Annotated in this window: 14 protein-coding genes; 9 read left to right on the forward strand and 5 right to left on the reverse strand. The window is 40.9% G+C overall.

Going from position 1 to position 16,939, the window contains the following annotated elements; all coding sequences use genetic code 11:
- The first annotated feature begins 300 nt into the window (after window positions 1-300).
- From V7077_RS05715 to V7077_RS05730, 4 genes are all read left to right on the forward strand, one after another.
- Window positions 301-1,317, forward strand: a complete 1,017-nt coding sequence (locus tag V7077_RS05715; RefSeq protein ID WP_335499254.1) for an XdhC family protein — start codon at window positions 301-303, stop codon at window positions 1,315-1,317.
- Window positions 1,318-1,405: 88 nt separating this feature from the next.
- Window positions 1,406-3,673: a xanthine dehydrogenase family protein molybdopterin-binding subunit gene (locus tag V7077_RS05720; RefSeq protein WP_335499581.1), complete on the forward strand. Its 2,268-nt coding sequence runs from the start codon at window positions 1,406-1,408 to the stop codon at window positions 3,671-3,673.
- A complete protein-coding gene (locus tag V7077_RS05725; RefSeq protein WP_335499256.1) occupies window positions 3,660-4,499 on the forward strand; it encodes an FAD binding domain-containing protein in 840 nt (279 codons plus the stop codon). Before V7077_RS05720 ends, V7077_RS05725 begins: the two co-directional genes overlap by 14 nt.
- An 18-nt stretch (window positions 4,500-4,517) precedes the next feature.
- Window positions 4,518-4,973 carry a (2Fe-2S)-binding protein gene (locus tag V7077_RS05730; protein WP_335499258.1) on the forward strand — a complete coding sequence of 152 codons (456 nt, stop codon included), beginning with the start codon at window positions 4,518-4,520 and terminating at the stop codon, window positions 4,971-4,973.
- 344 nt (window positions 4,974-5,317) lie between these two features.
- Here V7077_RS05730 and V7077_RS05735 read toward each other — a convergent pair whose 3' ends face one another.
- Window positions 5,318-7,387, reverse strand: a complete 2,070-nt coding sequence (locus V7077_RS05735) for a peptidoglycan D,D-transpeptidase FtsI family protein (protein WP_335499260.1) — start codon at window positions 7,385-7,387, stop codon at window positions 5,318-5,320.
- Between the two features lie 219 nt (window positions 7,388-7,606).
- Here V7077_RS05735 and V7077_RS05740 point away from each other — a divergent pair, with 219 nt between their 5' ends.
- The 3 genes from V7077_RS05740 (at window position 7,607) to pssA (ending at window position 11,350) form a co-directional block, all read left to right on the forward strand.
- On the forward strand, window positions 7,607-9,142 hold the full coding sequence (locus tag V7077_RS05740) for a carboxypeptidase M32 (RefSeq protein WP_335499262.1): 1,536 nt from the start codon (window positions 7,607-7,609) through the stop codon (window positions 9,140-9,142).
- A gap of 265 nt (window positions 9,143-9,407) precedes the next feature.
- On the forward strand, window positions 9,408-10,181 hold the full coding sequence (locus V7077_RS05745) for a TerC family protein (protein WP_335499264.1): 774 nt from the start codon (window positions 9,408-9,410) through the stop codon (window positions 10,179-10,181).
- A 542-nt stretch (window positions 10,182-10,723) separates the two neighbouring features.
- Window positions 10,724-11,350: a CDP-diacylglycerol--serine O-phosphatidyltransferase gene (pssA, locus tag V7077_RS05750; RefSeq protein ID WP_251028837.1), complete on the forward strand. Its 627-nt coding sequence runs from the start codon at window positions 10,724-10,726 to the stop codon at window positions 11,348-11,350.
- A 75-nt stretch (window positions 11,351-11,425) separates the two neighbouring features.
- Here the strand turns inward: pssA and qoxD are convergent, their stop codons facing one another.
- The 4 genes from qoxD to qoxA are packed head-to-tail and all read right to left on the reverse strand — an operon-like array spanning window position 11,426 to window position 15,266.
- Window positions 11,426-11,719: a cytochrome aa3 quinol oxidase subunit IV gene (qoxD, locus tag V7077_RS05755; RefSeq protein ID WP_335499267.1), complete on the reverse strand. Its 294-nt coding sequence runs from the start codon at window positions 11,717-11,719 to the stop codon at window positions 11,426-11,428.
- A gap of 1 nt (window position 11,720) precedes the next feature.
- Entirely contained in the window at window positions 11,721-12,326 is a 606-nt protein-coding gene (gene qoxC, locus V7077_RS05760) for a cytochrome aa3 quinol oxidase subunit III (protein ID WP_144562057.1), read from the reverse strand.
- Window positions 12,316-14,298, reverse strand: a complete 1,983-nt coding sequence (qoxB, locus tag V7077_RS05765; RefSeq protein WP_420489613.1) for a cytochrome aa3 quinol oxidase subunit I — start codon at window positions 14,296-14,298, stop codon at window positions 12,316-12,318. Before qoxB ends, qoxC begins: the two co-directional genes overlap by 11 nt.
- The gene (gene qoxA, locus V7077_RS05770; protein WP_335499270.1) at window positions 14,295-15,266 is read right to left on the reverse strand and encodes a cytochrome aa3 quinol oxidase subunit II; all 972 of its coding nucleotides are present in this window, start codon (window positions 15,264-15,266) and stop codon (window positions 14,295-14,297) included. The genes qoxB and qoxA overlap by 4 nt, the downstream gene beginning before the upstream one ends.
- Before the next feature lie 376 nt (window positions 15,267-15,642).
- Here qoxA and V7077_RS05775 point away from each other — a divergent pair, with 376 nt between their 5' ends.
- Window positions 15,643-15,948, forward strand: a complete 306-nt coding sequence (locus V7077_RS05775; RefSeq protein WP_335499272.1) for an iron-sulfur cluster assembly accessory protein — start codon at window positions 15,643-15,645, stop codon at window positions 15,946-15,948.
- A gap of 150 nt (window positions 15,949-16,098) precedes the next feature.
- Window positions 16,099-16,851, forward strand: coding sequence for a Cof-type HAD-IIB family hydrolase (locus tag V7077_RS05780; RefSeq protein WP_335499586.1), 753 nt, complete (start codon window positions 16,099-16,101; stop codon window positions 16,849-16,851).
- Window positions 16,852-16,939 lie beyond the last annotated feature (88 nt).

A 16,939-nucleotide genomic window follows, 5' to 3' on the forward strand; every position in this document is an offset into this window, starting at 1 on the left:
AGATTAACACAGCCTTTTTGATAAAAAAATAACCCGGCGAATGCCGGGCAAATCAAACCTAATCTATATTAAGGGGGGCGGAGGTTAAAGGTTCTTCCTAGAACCTATTTATATCTTAAAAGATAAATATGAATAAACTATGAAGGAATAATTAATAGTTTTTGAAGTTTTTAATAGATGTACATAGGGCTATTATTCCAACATTTCCGTCGTAGAAATAAATAAATCATTCTAGGAATAGCCTGCCACTTAATATAAATAACAATAGTGGATATTTACGTTTAAAAGTGGGGGAAAAGTGTGGAGGATTTTTATCAAATATTAGATGTTCTTCATTATCCTGAAGAAAAAGTCATTGCAACAATCGTCGGTGTTAACGGATCTGCCTATAAAAAAGAAGGTTCCTCGATGCTCTTTTTCTCGGATGGAACAAAAATAGGGATGTTAACGGCTGGCTGCCTAGAAGAAGACCTGGCTGTAAAAGTAAGAGAAGTTTTTCGAAAACAAGAAGCCACATTAATCAGATACGATCTTTATAGGGAGGATGATCTCGACTGGGGGCAGGGTGCCGGCTGTAATGGCACAATTGATATATTACTTGAACCGGTAACCGAGCAATTAACAGAGGATCTTCATATGGTAAAAGAACTTCTACGACAGCAAAAACCTGTCATTGTCTTAAAAAAACTGGTTGATCTCGGGGAATATGTGTTTATCGAAGAAGATGGGGAGCCATTTGGAAACTGGTCCGGATCCCTGCCAACAATTGAATTTACCTCGAAAAGCGGCATCATTACAAGGGATGGGTCCTCTATCTTTCAACAAACGATTTATCCCAAACCACGTTTAATTGTTTTCGGTGCGGGTCCTGATGCAAGACCACTTGCAGCATTAGCTGCTGAAACTGGTTTTACTGTCATGGTTTGTGACTGGCGGGAAGTCTTATGTCAAAAGAAACACTTTCCAGCAGCAGCATTAGTGATCCAGGGATTTCCACAGGATCTGCTTAAACAAATCTCATTTTCCCCCTATGATTTTGTTGTGATTATGACCCATCAATTTAAAAAAGATCAAGAGTTAGTAAGGAGAATTTTAAATGAAAATATTCGGTATTTAGGAGTTCTGGGACCTAAAGAAAGAACAAGACGATTGCTAAATGGTAAAGAAATTCCCAGGGGGGTGTTTTCACCGATGGGAACTTCCATTGGGGCGAAGGGTCCCGTGGAGATAGCCGTTAGTATCGTGGCACAAATGATTCAGGTATGGAGAAAACCAGCGCACGAAAGAGTTGAACTGCTTTGGACCATTCCGGATTAGCAATTGTGTGTTAGGAGGTTTTGCTGTGGAGGTAATTGGAAAAAGTGTGATTCGTAAAGATGCCCTCGATAAGGTGACAGGCCGGGCTATGTATACGAATGATTATTATAACAAGCCAATGCTGTCTGGAAAAATGGTCATCAGCCCTTATGGCCATGCCAAAATTGTTAGTATTAATACAATGGAAGCATCACTAGTACCGGGTGTCAGGGCAATCCTTGCCGGCCGTCACTTTCCGTTAACAGGTGAAGCGATTCGGGATCGGCCGCCTATCGCGGTTGATAAAGTACGATACCACGGTGAACCAGTCGCACTTGTAATAGCAGATACTCCTGCTCAAGCTAAAAAAGCGGCAGATCTGATAAAGGTTCAATATGAATTGCTGCCGGTTGTCAATTCGCCGACGGAGGCATTTAAACAAGGGGCACCACTGGTCCATGAAGGGCTTGGTAACTATGAAAAGGATGAAGATTCACACCCGGTTCCAGGAACAAATATTGCAACCTTGATTAAAATTCGCAAAGGAAATTTAGAGTCTGGCTGGGCTGCGAGTGAAATAGTAGTTCAGGAGAGTTTTTCCTTTGCACCTTCTGATCATGCCGCCATGGAAACAAGATGCGCAACCGCTGAAATCAGGCCGGATGGAACGATCATCATCATGACCTCATCACAAGCTCCTTTTATGGTCAAACAGCTAATCGCTAAATATTTTAATGAGGATATGGGTAAGATTATTGTCCATACACCGCTGGTTGGAGGCGCCTATGGAGGGAAAGCAGCCGTCCAATTAGAGGTTCTCGCATACCTTGGTTCCAAGGCGGTCGGCGGGAAGCCTGTCAAAATACTAAATGAACGCGAACAAGATATCATTACTTCTCCCTGTCACATTGGCTTAGATGCCACTATTAAATTAGGAGCTTACCGGAATGGAAAAATAACGGCGGCGGAAATTGAATTTCTATGGGATGGTGGTGCCTATTCGGATAAGGCAATTGATGTGACCCGGTCTGGAGCAGTCGATTGTACGGGACCCTATAACATTGAAAATGTCTGGTGTAATTCCTACTGTATGTATACAAATCATCCCTATGCTTCGCCATTTCGGGGCTTCAGTCATTCAGAGTTGTCGTTTTGCGTGGAAAGAACTATGGATATTTTAGCGCAAAGATTAAATATGGACCCGTTAGAGCTGCGATATATCAATGCAATTATGCCAGGTCATACCACGCCAACAAGGGTGAAGCTGAATAAGAGCAATGTTGGTAATCTGCAAAAATGTATTGAAATGGTCCGGGAATTAATGAAATGGGAAGAAGGTGCTATTAAGGAAGTAGATGAACGATACGTAAGGGTTAAGGGAGTAAGCTGCAGCTGGAAAACATCGACCATTGACCCGAACGCACCATCAGGGGCAATTATTACCTTCAACCGGGATGGCAGTCTTAATTTGATGTCTGGAGTCATTGAAATTGGCACTGGCACTAAAACGATTTTAGCTCAAATCCTAGCAGAAAAATTGAAAATGGATGTCGACAAAATCCATGTCAGAATGGAAGTTGATACCCAAACCACACCTGAACATTGGAAGACGGTAGCAAGCCGCGGCACTTACATGGGCGGAAGGGCCGTCCTTAATGCAGCAGATGATGTGATTCGTCAGTTAAAAGAGACCGCTTCATGTGTACTTCGGGCACCAATAGAAGATATTGAAGTCGCCAACAGTCGTGTCTTTTTACGGGATGACCCGTCTATCGGCCTTGATTTCAAGGATGTTGGTTACGGCTATCAATACCCAAATGGTAATTCAATTGGCGGGCAAATTATTGGCCGCGGTAAATTTATATTACGCCATCTGACCCATTTGAACCCGGAAACAGGTGAAGGAAAGCCAGGTCCAGAATGGACTGTTGCCGCTTATGGGGTTGAAATTGAGTTAGATCGAAGGGATTATACCTATCGTTTGTTAAAAGCATGTACGGTAGTGGATATTGGGAAAGTAATGAACGAAAAGGCAGCCCTAGGTCAAGTAATGGGGGCAATGAGCATGGGGTTGGCTTTTGCTGGAAGAGAAACGTTTTATTTTGATGAACTTGGCCGGGTTTTAAATCCTCAGCTGCGGACGTATCGGCCGTTACGCTACGGTGAACATCCCGAGTATTTGGTTGGCTTTGTCGAGACACCGCAGATAGATGGCCCGTATGGTGCACGCGGGGTCGGGGAGCATGGGCTAATGGGAATGCCAGGGGCGCTCGGAAATGCCTTATCGATAGCTGCAGGTGTTTCGCTTCGAAATCTTCCGCTTATCCCTGAATTAATCTGGAAGGCGAAGGAGGCGGCTAATCATGCTCCCCTTTGATTTTGATTATTATCGCCCGGAAACGCTCCAAGAGGCTGTTGAATTATATCAATACTTAAATCAACAGGGGAAGCAGCCCTTTTATTTTTCTGGTGGGACGGAATTATTGACGCTCGGAAGAATTGACTTAGCCTACACGGAGGCAGTCGTCGACATTAAAGGGATTCCAGAATGCAATATCATGCAGGCAAACGGTGATCACTTATTGCTCGGAAGTACACTATCGTTAACCGCGATCGAGGAAGCGAATCATTTTCCACTATTAACGAAAACAGCCAGTGAAGTTGCAGATCATTCGGCTCGCGGAAAAATTACATTGGGCGGCAATATTTGTGCGCGTATTTTTTACAGGGAAGCGGTTCTGCCCTTTTTACTGGCCGATAGCAGAGTTATCATTAATGGAGCTGAAGGAAAAAAAACAGTTCCAATTAATGATGTTTTTCAAGGTCATTTACGCTTAAATGAAGGTGAATTTTTAGTGCAAACGGCAACGGATCTTTCGTATATTCATGCCCCATATTTTACAGTTAAAAGAAGGCAGCAATGGGAGACCGGTTACCCGCTGATTACGTTGGCTGCCTTAAAATTTAATCAAAAGATACGGGTAGCAGTAAGTGGGTTATGCCCATTTCCGTTCAGGTCTTCCGCAGTAGAGGAATCGCTCAATGCTCAGGGAGTATCGTTAGCAACAAGGATTGACGGGGCCATTTCTGTTTTACCTCAGCCAATTTTAGAAGATATTGAAGGGTCCAAGGAATACCGGCTATTTGTGCTGCGAAATTTACTTGTGGATGCGATAGAGACTTTGGATCATGAACGGTATTAAAAGGGGAGGAGAAAGGATTTGAGAAGCTATCCTATAACGTTGGATGTGAATGGCGAAAGTTATAGTTTATCGGTCAGTCCCGCTGATACTCTTTTGTATACCCTTCGAAGTTATCTAGGTCTGACCGGCGCAAAGCCCGGCTGTTTAAATGGTGACTGCGGCGCCTGTACGATTAATATTGATGGATGGCCGATGAAGTCATGTTTGATGCTGGCAGTGGAAGCAGTTGGCAAAAAAGTAACAACTATTGAAGGACTGAATGGTGCTCCTATTCAGCAAGCGTTTATCGAAAATTTTGCCTTTCAGTGCGGTTATTGTACGCCCGGATTTATTATGAATTGTCATTCGTTAATCCAGCAGCATCCTGAGGCTGATGATGAAACGATAAAGGAATGGCTGGAATCCAATATATGCCGATGCACGAGCTATGCAGAGATAGAAAAAGCGGTAAAATCAGTGTTACGAAAAAGTTAGCAGTACCTAGTCAACTATCCCGCTAGGCGTTTTTCTTTTCCCACAAAAAAATGAGAGGGTGTCCCAAAAGTTAACTTTTAGGGGCACCATCTTATTTGTACATTAAACTAGTCTGTTGATTTCCACTCCAGGCACGAGCGGTTCGCGGGCGGTACGGGGAGCCTCCTCGTGGCTACGCTCCTGCGGGGTCTCCCCTGTACCGTACTCCCGCAGGACTTTGAGTTTACATCCTCGAATCCACCTCGCACGAAGGAAATGCGATAGCATTTTCGAGGAGTCTTCTCGCCTTCCGTCCAATCAACAGAGTGTGCAAAAATTATTCATCAACTACCTTTTGGGTTAGCCTATTTCTTTTCCATTTTAAAATAAGTATCCAAAACGCGGCGGCCTATTTTTAGATTAGCCCGATTATCATCTTTGCCATCGTATGCCCACGGTACGATCACAGCCATCGCGACCACTGGATTAGAGCTGGGAGCATAACTTACCAAACTTAAATTCATTACTGGAGGCGGCTCTTTGCCAAAATGGCTGCGTAATGGTCCATCATAAAAGGCTTCAGCCGTTCCTGTTTTACCAGCAGGTGAGTAGGGGGTACCTTTAAAAAATTTGTAAGCAGTTCCGCCGGGTTCCTGCATTACTTTTTTAAATCCAACTTGTACACGTCTCAACCATTCTTTTTTTACATCGATCGTATTTAAGACGACCGGATTGATTTCCTTCAGCACTGGCCCCATCGTCTCGCCATCGCGGGCTGATTCCCGAATTTGTTTAACGATATGCGGCTGCATCCGGTAGCCTCCATTCGCAATTGTGGAAACGTATTGTGCAAGCTGCATGGCCGAATAGGTATCGTATTGTCCAATCACGAGGTCAAGTAAATATCCCGGCAGTTTACTTTGGCCCTTGAAACCTGTCTGCTCATTTGGTAAATCAATCCCCGTTCTTGTCCCTAATCCAAAGGAGGCAAACGAATTTCTAATTGTTTCAAACGCCTGTTTATTTAAGAAATTTAAGGGCTTGTCGTATTCATAATGCCCTTTGCCGATCCTTATTGCAGTACGGAACATATATACGTTTGACGACTTCTTTAAGGCAGTAATCTCATTTAAGCGGCCTAGGTAAGCATAGGACTTTTTAATTGGAGTATCTTTAATCTTAATACCTGCATCATCAAAATAAGTATTTGGGGAAATTGCACCTGTTTTATATCCGGTTAAAATCGTGGCCCCTTTTACAGTAGAACCCACACTATAGGTGGTCGTAAACGTTCCGAGGGCATCATCTATCATGACTGCCTTTCCTGTTTTTCTGTCCTTGACGATTTTTTTTCCTGCCATCGCGAGTACATCCCCTGTATGGGGATCCATTAAGACCACATAGGCCCGGTCGGTAAACCGAGTCCCCGGCCATGTCTTTGCAGCCCAAAGCTCTTCTTCAATAATTTTGTCAACAGCGATTTGTAAATCCATATCAATCGACAATACAAGGTCTTTACCTTTGTTACCTGCTAACACAGTTTCGGTTTCAATGACATTGCCCATTTTGTCTGTGATATTCTTCACCTTTGATTTTGTTCCATGGAGGACATCCTCGTATTGCATTTCCAGTTGACTTTTTCCGACCCGGTCATTTCGGTTATAGCCTCTGGCCAGGAAATGTTCTAACTGATCCGCGGGAAGGCCCTCTCCGGAATTGGTCACGTTCCCTAAAACAGACCTTAATGTACTGGCATAGGCATAAGAACGGTCCCAATCCGTGGTCGTTTCCACCCCAGGAAGGGACTGTAGGTTTTCACTAACAACGGCATATTCTTTTTCGGTAACGCCTTCATTTTTGACCATCTCCGGGATAAATTTATATCCTTTACAAAATTGCCGATAAATCGCTAATACTTCAAGATCATCAGGTGTTAATTGATTTAATTCTTCGGTAGTAATCCTCTGCAATTTTAATTTATAAAGATCTTGATCTGTTAGCTTCTTATTGGCATATAGTGCTTTTTCCTGAGCCGATATTTTGGCGGCAGCCTGCTCCGGATTCTTCATCATCCAAAAGTCTAGCTTCTCCCTCTCTGTAATCATATCCGTGTTTTGCACAATGAGCTTAGCTAGATTCTCAGCCGTTTTTAGCATATCTGTCTGACTAAAGCCTTCATTGGTAAAAGAAATGGCGCTCTTGGGGACATTATCAACGACTACCTGATAATCTCTGTCAAAAATCTTTCCTCTAGGGACAGGGGTACTGACAGTAATATCTTCTTTTCTTTCCAGATCCCTTTTAAAGTTTTCTCCGTAAACAATTTGAACGAAACCTAATCTTAGAATGAGAACAGAAAATAAAAAAAACACTCCAAAAAAAAGCAAATTTAAGCGAAAAGGAAAATGAGATTTTTTCTTTTTCTGCTTTTCCAAATGGGTCGCACATCCTTTTATCCAAATAGTTTCCTTTTCTTTATTATGTCTGAAAATAATAGGAAATATAGGCAAATTCGTCTGATCTTTTATTTTCTAGCATAGTAATAAGACAGGATCATTTAAAACTATATGAAATTTGTTATGAGAAATTTCACCGATATCTGAATTTTTACTTTATAATATATAAGGATGAAGTAAGATAGGGGGTCGTCAATAATGGAACAGAACATGGTTCAACCATCCTCGTTAAAAAAGGCATTAGAACAATTTAAACTGCTGGACGAGAAAATAACGCACTTCTCTAGCATTTTGGGATTAGTGGATTGGGACCAAAAAGTGATGGCGCCAAAAAAAGGCCGGAACGTTTTTGCCAAAGCCACAGGAACCTTACGAACCGAAATCTTTCAGTTGTCGGTTTCACCAGAAATGGGGCAATTGTTAGAAACACTAATTTCAAGAGAAAATCGTTCACAGTTGGACCAAGTGACAAGGGCAAAAGTACGCGAATATAACGATTATTATCAAAAATCTCAAGCCATACCTGCTGATCTATTCAAGGAATATAGTATCCTAACTGCTCAGGCCAATGATGCCTGGGAAGAAGCTAGAGAAAATAATAATTATGCCAGCTATCTGCCCTTTTTAGAAAAAATAATTGACTATAAGCGCCAATTTGCTGAAATATATGGCTATGATGACCACCCTTATGATGCGCTGCTCGATGAGTATGAGCCAGGATTAACGGTGAAAAAATTGGATCCGTTATTTGCAAAATTACGCGAAGCCAGTGTGCACTTATTGGAACGAATTAGGAAGAATGGTCAACCGACAAATGTAGAGATGTTTAATCAATCGTTTGAGATTGAAAAACAAAAGGCCTTTAATCGGTTTATTTTACCTTTGATCGGTTTTGATATGCAGGCCGGGCGCCTTGATGAAACTGTCCACCCGTTTGCGCAAACCGTTACTATTGGAGATGTCCGTTTAACAACGCGCTATTTAGAAAAAAATGTCCGCTCAGCATTATTTGGAACGATTCATGAGGCAGGGCACGGCATTTATGAACAGCATATCAATCCAAGCTATGAAGAATCCGTGCTGCAAAGTGGGGCATCCTTTGGAATTCATGAATCGCAATCGAGATTTTTAGAAAATATGATCGGCCGCAGCAGGGAATTTTGGCATTTCTTTTTTCCAAAGCTTGCCGAGTATTTTCCAGCTCAATTGAAGGATGTGACGGCAGAGGAATTCTATCGTGCCGTTAATACCGTACAGCCATCGATGATTCGTGTCGAGGCAGATGAACTCACCTATAACCTGCATATCATGCTGCGCTATGAAATTGAAAAAGCCTTAATCGGTGGAGAGATTGAAGCCAGAGATTTACCGGCGATTTGGAATCAGAAAATGAGGGATTACCTGGGGATTTCTCCTCGGACAGATACAGAAGGAGTCTTGCAGGATGTACACTGGTCATTTGGCGGAATTGGCTATTTTCCATCGTATTCATTAGGAAATTTATATGCAGCTCAAATTCTCCGCACCATTCAACAGGATATCCCTGATCTTTACAGTTATATTGAAAACGGCAAGTTTGAGATTATCCAAGACTGGCTGAAGGAGAATATCCATCAGTATGGAAAACTTTATACACCGAATGAGTTAATCGTTAAGGTGACGGGTGAGGAATTAAATGCCGATTACCTTATCGAATATCTGGAGAAAAAATATGCAGAGGTATATAGCCTATAAAAAGAATTGACATTTTTAATACAGTTTAGTATATTAATAGTAATTAAATATTTCCTTTTAAAGGGGAGTAGCTGCTACAATAAAGTCGTCATTTCGAGAATAACTTTCTCCGGCTTTATTGGCAACATGAACGTTGTTAGCAAGACCTTTACTTTACTGTAAAGGTCTTTTCTGTGTTTTTTAGGCCTTTACTGTTACAGTAAAGGCCTATTTTTATGGCGTGAGGGAGTATTTGAAAAAATGGAGACTTAAGGAGGAATTAGGTATGGATGTTACTTTATTATTGGAATATGGCTGGGTGTTACTCATTTTGGTAGCTTTAGAAGGACTGCTAGCAGCAGACAATGCTCTCGTCCTTGCGATTATGGTAAAAAACCTTCCGGAAGAAGACCGAAAAAAAGCACTGTTCTATGGTTTAGCAGGGGCGTTTATGTTCCGATTTGCCTCTTTATTTGTAATTTCGTTCCTTGTAGACGTTTGGCAGGTGCAGGCCATTGGAGCACTGTATTTAATCTTTATGGCTGTAAACCATATTTTCCGGAAAGTAGTAAAAAGGAAGGCAGAAGACAAGGTTGAAAAAGTTACGAAGAAGAGCAGCGGGTTTTGGATGACGGTATTCAAAGTGGAAGTGGCGGATATTGCGTTTGCCGTTGATTCAATTCTGGCAGCGGTGGCGATGGCTGTAGTTCTTCCAGAAACTCCGCTTCCAACGATTGGCGGCCTTGATGGTGGTAAATTCCTTGTCATTTTCGCTGGTGGTATAATTGGCCTGGTCATCATGCGTTTTGCTGCAAATCAATTCGTAAAACTTTTGGAAAAGAGACCTGGACTGGAGATCGCCGCCTTTACGATTGTGGGCTGGGTAGGAGTAAAGCTTGCCGTCTATGCACTGTCACATCCATCATTGGCAATATTAAATGAAGAATTTGCCCATTCCACGGAATGGAAGGTAAGCTTTTATTTCGTGTTAGTTGGAATTGCAGCAGCAGGCTGGGTCTTTTCAAAAGAACAGCGCGAAACAAAAAAAGCAAATATTTGAGAAAGGGCTCGCCATTTGGCGGGTTTTCCTTTATTCTCTAAGGTAGTGCCTGTTTTTTGCTTCACATACTATTCCAAGTAAAAGAGATATTAATTGTAGGACACATTGGAGTCTAAAGAGGATCCTTCATGAAATTAAAATCACATTTACTTTTGGCGTTCCTAATTAGTTTAGCCTCTATAATTGGTTTTTGTTTTATGTATTATGGATCAGTGATTATAAAATCATTCGTTTTGACAGCACCATTATTGGGTATGTCCAAGGATGGGAAGCGCCTGCCCTAACGCAAATCATGAATTTTTTTACTTTCGTTGGTGTTCACTATCCGAGTGATAGTATCGGCGGGTATTTTGCAAGTGGTTTTTGGGTGGGGCCGGCAATTTTGTTTTTCCAAATTTACAAAGAAAAGCGTTATAATAAAAAGTATAACCGGCAAAAAAACTGCCTAATTTTATTATTTTTTTGGAGTGATACATATTATCAGAAATAGTATTCCTAACTTATTTACGCTTGCAAATTTATTTTTTGGTTTTTTATCTGTAATGAGCTCAGCAGAAGGGGATTACAAGAATGCAGCTATTCTAATTTTGATTGGGATGATGCTAGACAGCATGGATGGCCGGATTGCCAGAATGCTGCGTGCGGATAGTGAATTAGGAAAGGAATTGGACTCTTTAGCCGACATTGTGACTTTTGGAGTGGCCCCTGCAATGATGGCCTACTATTCGTACTTTTCTTCCTTTGGCATACTTGGAATGGCTGTTGCCGGACTATTCCCGTTATTCGGCGCTTATCGGTTAGCTCGTTTTAATATCAATGCTGTTAAATCTTCACTTAAACATTTTACAGGGGTTCCGATTACAGCTGCAGGCGGTTTATTAACGCTTTTAACCTTATTCCAATTAAAAATGCCAGGGTTCATTTTTGTGATTGCTTTTTTCGTATTATGCATTTTGATGGTGAGTACTATTAAAATCCCGAGCTTAAAGGAAATACCTCTGCCGAAATATGGGATTATCATTACTTTATTCCTGGGATATGCAATCTACATTGTCTTTAAAAAAGAACAACATCGTTTTCCATACTTCATTTATGTCGCCATCCCACTTTATGTGGCCTTCATTGGTTACCAAATGGTCCGGACAAAAAGAAAACACACGACAAAATAAAGAAAAGGTGCCTGTCACCATGTGAAGCATTCACATGGTGACAGGCACCTTTATTTATGTTTTCACTATTTATAACTACATTCCAAAAGACATGACCCAGATGGATCCGGCTACCGCTACGAATGCGATGAATACGCCGGAAGCGATGTTGATGATATTTGATTTGCCATCTTCACCTTCGTTCAAGTGCATGAACATGAAGAGCTGCAGGGCAGCTTGGATGACAGCTAAGCTGCCGATCACCCAAAGAATCGTCTTGAAGGGAAGAGATGTTTTTAAAGCAATACCTAATGCTGCGAAGGTAAGTACCAACGAAGCGATAAAGCCCAAGACGTGTGTTAAAGGAAATCCTTTTGTATTTTTAGCCATCTTATGCCACCATCCTTGCTAAATACACAAATGTGAAGATAAAGATCCAAACAACATCCAAGAAGTGCCAGTATAATCCGATAATAAATGTCTTACGTGCAGTAACAGGTGTTAAACCTCTTTGCAGTAATTGGATAATAACCATTGTTGCCCAGCCAATACCCATACTTACATGAAGACCATGGGTTCCAAGCAAGACAAAGAAGCTTGATAGGAAGGCACTTGTATGCCATGTAGCACCTTCATGTACATAATGAATAAATTCAGTTACTTCAAAGAATACGAAGCCTGCACCAAGCAGCAGGGTAATAACAAACCAAAGGATTAACCCATTACGATTGCTTCGGCGCATTTCATAAATAGCAAGACCCATGGTAAAACTACTTGTTAGTAGCAAAATGGTTTCAATCATGACACCTTTGATTTCAAAAAGTTCATGCGGGGTAGGACCACCGGCATATCTTGCATTCAATACTGAAAATGTTGCAAAAAGTGTACCGAAGAGGATAATCTCAGCTCCTAGGAAGATCCAGAAGCCAAGAATGTTCATACGGTTTTGTTCTGTTTGATATTCAAGTGGTAAAGCTGTATTTACATTAGCTGACATGGTTGTTCACCCCTTTATCTTTACCGCGCCATGCCTTTTCAATCTTTTTAATTTCATCTACTTTTACATGGAAGCCGTCATTATAATCGAAAGAACGTACAATTAATCCGCCAAGGATACCGACAGTTGCCACAAGGGCAGCGATTTTCCATTCAAAGACAAGGAAGAAACCGGCAACTCCGAAGATAACACCCATATAAAATGGCAGTCCTGAATTGCTAGGCATATGAATTTCTTCAATTTCTTCGTCTTTCAAAGTAAGTCCTTCATTATGCTTTTTCATATACCAGAACGCATCGATTGACTTTACTTCTGGTTGTTTTGCAAAGTTATAGAATTGAACAGGTGAAGCAGTTGCCCACTCTAGTGTTCTTGCATCCCATGGATCGTTAGAAATATTACGGTCTGCATATCTAGCACTCCAGTAAATGTTATAGCAAAGAACCGCAAAACCAGCAGCTAAAATAACCGCACCAATAGCAGAAACTAAGAACAATGGAGCAAATCCTGATTCAGCAGAGAATGTGTACGCACGGCGTACCGCTCCATCAAGTCCAAGGAAGAACATTGGCATAAATGTTACGTTAAAACCAATGACGAATAACCAGAAATGAATTTTACCAAGCTTTTCATTTAACATATGACCGAACATTTTTGGCCACCAGTAATATAGCGCCCCAAATACCGCGAACACGACACCAGGTATTAATACATAGTGGAAGTGAGCAACAAGGAATAGGGTGTTATGATATTGATAATCTGCCGCACCCATTGCAAGCATAACCCCTGTGACACCACCGATGACAAAGCAAGGAACGAATGCAAGTGCCCAAAGCATCGCTGTCGTAAATTGAATCCGGCCTTTTCTCATCGTGAATAACCAGTTAAACATCTTAACCCCTGTCGGGATCGCAATCATCATCGTTGTGATGGAGAATACGGAGTTAACAGCAGGGCCTGAACCCATTGTAAAGAAGTGGTGAACCCATACTAACATACTTAAAGCTGCAATTCCGACAATCGAAAATACCATTGATTTATAACCAAAAAGCGATTTACGAGAGAAGGTTGAAATAATCTCAGAGAACATACCGAATGCTGGGAGTACTACGATATAAACCTCAGGGTGTCCCCATAACCAAAACAGGTTCGCCCACATCATATCCATACCGCCGCCGCTTAATGTAAAGAAATGAGTACCGAAAATACGGTCAAAAGTCATCAAGGCTAGGGCAACTGTGAAAATTGGGAAGGCCGACACAATGATAACTGACGCAATAAAAGAGGTCCAAGTAAACATTGGCATTTTCATAAGGCCCATGCCTTTTGTTCTCATCTTAAGTACGGTAACAACAAAGTTAATCCCGGTCATCAGGGTACCGATACCTGCAATCTGCAAGGCGATCGCATAATAGTTGTTCCCGATACCCGGAGTAAATTCTTTACCCGCTAGAGGGAAGTAGGCAGTCCAACCTGCATCAGGAGATCCTCCGACAACAAACGAAATGTTGAAAAGCATCGCACCTGCAAAGAATAACCAAAAGCTTAGTGCATTCAATTGTGGGAACGCAACATCACGTGCCCCAATTTGTAAAGGAACAACAACGTTCATAATACCAATTAATAATGGCATCGCTGCAAAAAGAATCATGATAACGCCATGTGTCGTAAAAATTTCATTGTAGTGCTGCGCATCTAAAAACTTTAATTCCGGACGTGAGGTTTGGGCTTTCATTAAAAGTCCATCCACACCGCCGCGGAAAAACATTAACACACCCGAAAGGATATACATAATCCCAATTCTTTTATGGTCAACAGTGGTCAGCCATTCGCGCCAAAGCCACTTCCATTTTTTTAAATAACTTACTAAAGCTACAATACCAATAACAGTTAGTAAAATAGCAATCTGGGAACCTAGGATGAGCGGGTTGCCGACGATAAAGAAATCATGCCAATTTATGCTGCCCATCATTGTTCACCTCCATTTGAATTATCTTTCGAGCTATCCGATGTATCTTTTGATGTCTCGGTAGAAGGCTCTTCATCCTTAAAGATTTGACCTTTTACTCCATGGACTTCATATAATTTTGGATTCGTATAAGTTTTTGAGTTCATTTGTCCGTGATCAACCCATTGCAGATGGGTACCGACGAAGGTTTCACGTCCTAAATGGGTTGGTTTTAGCAATTCGTCGTATTTTTTCTCTGTTAATTTAGGAGCCTTAGATTTTACATCATTAACCCATTTTTGAAAGTCTTTAGTAGACTTAGCCTCAACGGTAAACTCCATATCAGCATAGCCTCTTCCGTTAAAGTTCGTGTTTCTTCCTAAGTACTCTCCAACTTCATCGGCAGTAAGATACAATTCAGTTTCCATTTTATTCATGGTATACTTCTGGCCGCCTAATTGCGGAACCCAGAAAGATTGCATTGTACCGGCAGATGTTAATTTAAATTTAACAGGTGTGCCAGCCGGAATGTTCACATAATTGACAGTTTCAATTCCTTGTTCCGGATAACTAAAAATCCACTTCCAGTCAGCTGAAGTCACGTTAATGGTAATCGGCTTCTTATTTTCATACCCAGCCGGAACCTTTTCAAGCTTGTAAATCGTTTTTACAGTCGGAATCGTGAGGGCAATAACGATTAGAATTGGAATAAAAGTCCAAATCAACTCTAATTTGGTACTGCCGTGTTCCTCTGGAGGCTCATAGTCTTTATTCGCAGCCGTTGCACGGTATTTCCAAACGATATATCCGAATAATCCAAATACAACAACCACTACAAGTGCCATAAAGACTAATGACCAGTTAATTAAGTCAAGAATTTCTCTTGCTGCGGGCCCTTTTGGATCAAAAACAAGCATTTTTGAGTCACATCCGCTAAGGAGCAGCACAGGCAATAAAGCCAAAAGTGGAACGATATAGTTCTTTTTAAGCATGTTTGTATTTCCCTCCAAAATATTTGTTCATTTGTTCACAATTCCAACGTGAATGTATTCACAAACTTCAATAGAATAATACATTTACTTCAAAATTACAAGTAATTGAATTTAAATTAATTCTTAACTAATATTCATTAGCAGAACAATTTCGCTAACACAATATTAACAATTTCGCCATAATGTTTATATAGGTTTATTGAAAAAGTTGTGACAAATTTGTTAAGGATTTAAAATGCTAATCTGGAAATGGAATGGAAAAAGGAAAATAAGTTACCAATTTATCTACATTATAACTCATTTAGGATTTATAACTGTCTATTTTGAACCTATCGTGGGATAATAAACCAAAATACATAATAGAGGAGAACAAATAATGAAGGTAAAAGTTAATCGACATGCGGCAAAAGCCTTGAAAAAGATGTTGGCAGAGACTGGGGCAGAGGGTAAACTATTTCGCGTCTTTGTGACAAGTGTGCACGGAGATCATGCCCATTATGATTTGAAGCTTGATACGCCAACTGAAAATGACGAAGTAGTCAAATCGGATAAGGAGATAGATTTCATCCTCGACAAAAATGATGAATACCTAGATGATATCTGGATTCAGTTTTTCCATGTTCCAAATGAAGAGTGGCTGATTACCAACCCTTCAAAAGGTGGACATCATCACCATCATTAAGTTATTTATAGTCCAATTCCTGCTGGGATAGCAGGAATTTTTTATACCCATAATTATGTTATGTAAACTGACAAATGGTCATTTTTGTAATCAAGCTATTAATAGTGGTATCTTATATAAGAACATGGGAGAAGGGAGTTTATGACAGGAATGGAAAACTTCAAAAGTGATATTGAGATAAAATTAGTTGCGCTTGATATGGATGGGACCTTATTAAACAACAAAGGGAGTATTTCACTAGCCAATCGTCAAGCCATTAAATCCGCAAAAGATAAAGGGGTTATCGTGGTCCTAAGTACCGGACGTTCATTGTTAACCTGCCGTGAACATGCAGATGACTTAGAACTCAGTTCCTATTTGGTAACCGTAAATGGCAGTGAGATTTGGGATGAAAATCGGGAATTAGTCGAGAGAAACCTCGTAAAACCTGAGCATATCCAATGGATGTGGGAGCTTTCAAATCAGCATAAAGCTAAGTTCTGGGCAATCAATACAGTACGGACCCTACATAATGAATTACCAGAGGATCTCACTAATTTTGAATGGCTGAAGTTTGGTTTTTCGATTGATGACGATGCAACAAGGGAATTAGTTTTAAATGAACTCACCGCAAAGGGTGAATTTGAATTAACAAATTCCACTTTAAAAAACATAGAAGTCAATGCTGCCGGAATAAACAAGGCCCGCGGTTTAGCAGTTGTCTGCGACAGGTTAGGAATTGAAATGAAGAATGTGATGGCGGTTGGCGACAGCCGGAACGATTTAATGATGATTAAGGAAGCAGGACTTGGGGTAGCCATGGGAAATGCCCAAGAGGTGGTGAAGAAAGAAGCCGACTGGATTACGGCCACAAATGAAGAGGATGGGGTCGCGAAAGCTATACAAAAATGGGTACTAGAATAATTAAAATTTAACTGGTATAAAGAGTGATCACCTGGGTAAAACTAGTTATGCAAGTTTATTTTGCAAAATTTATGATATGGCTACATGC

This window comes from Neobacillus vireti, from assembly GCF_036962465.1.
Classification (GTDB): domain Bacteria; phylum Bacillota; class Bacilli; order Bacillales; family Cytobacillaceae; genus Neobacillus; species Neobacillus vireti_B.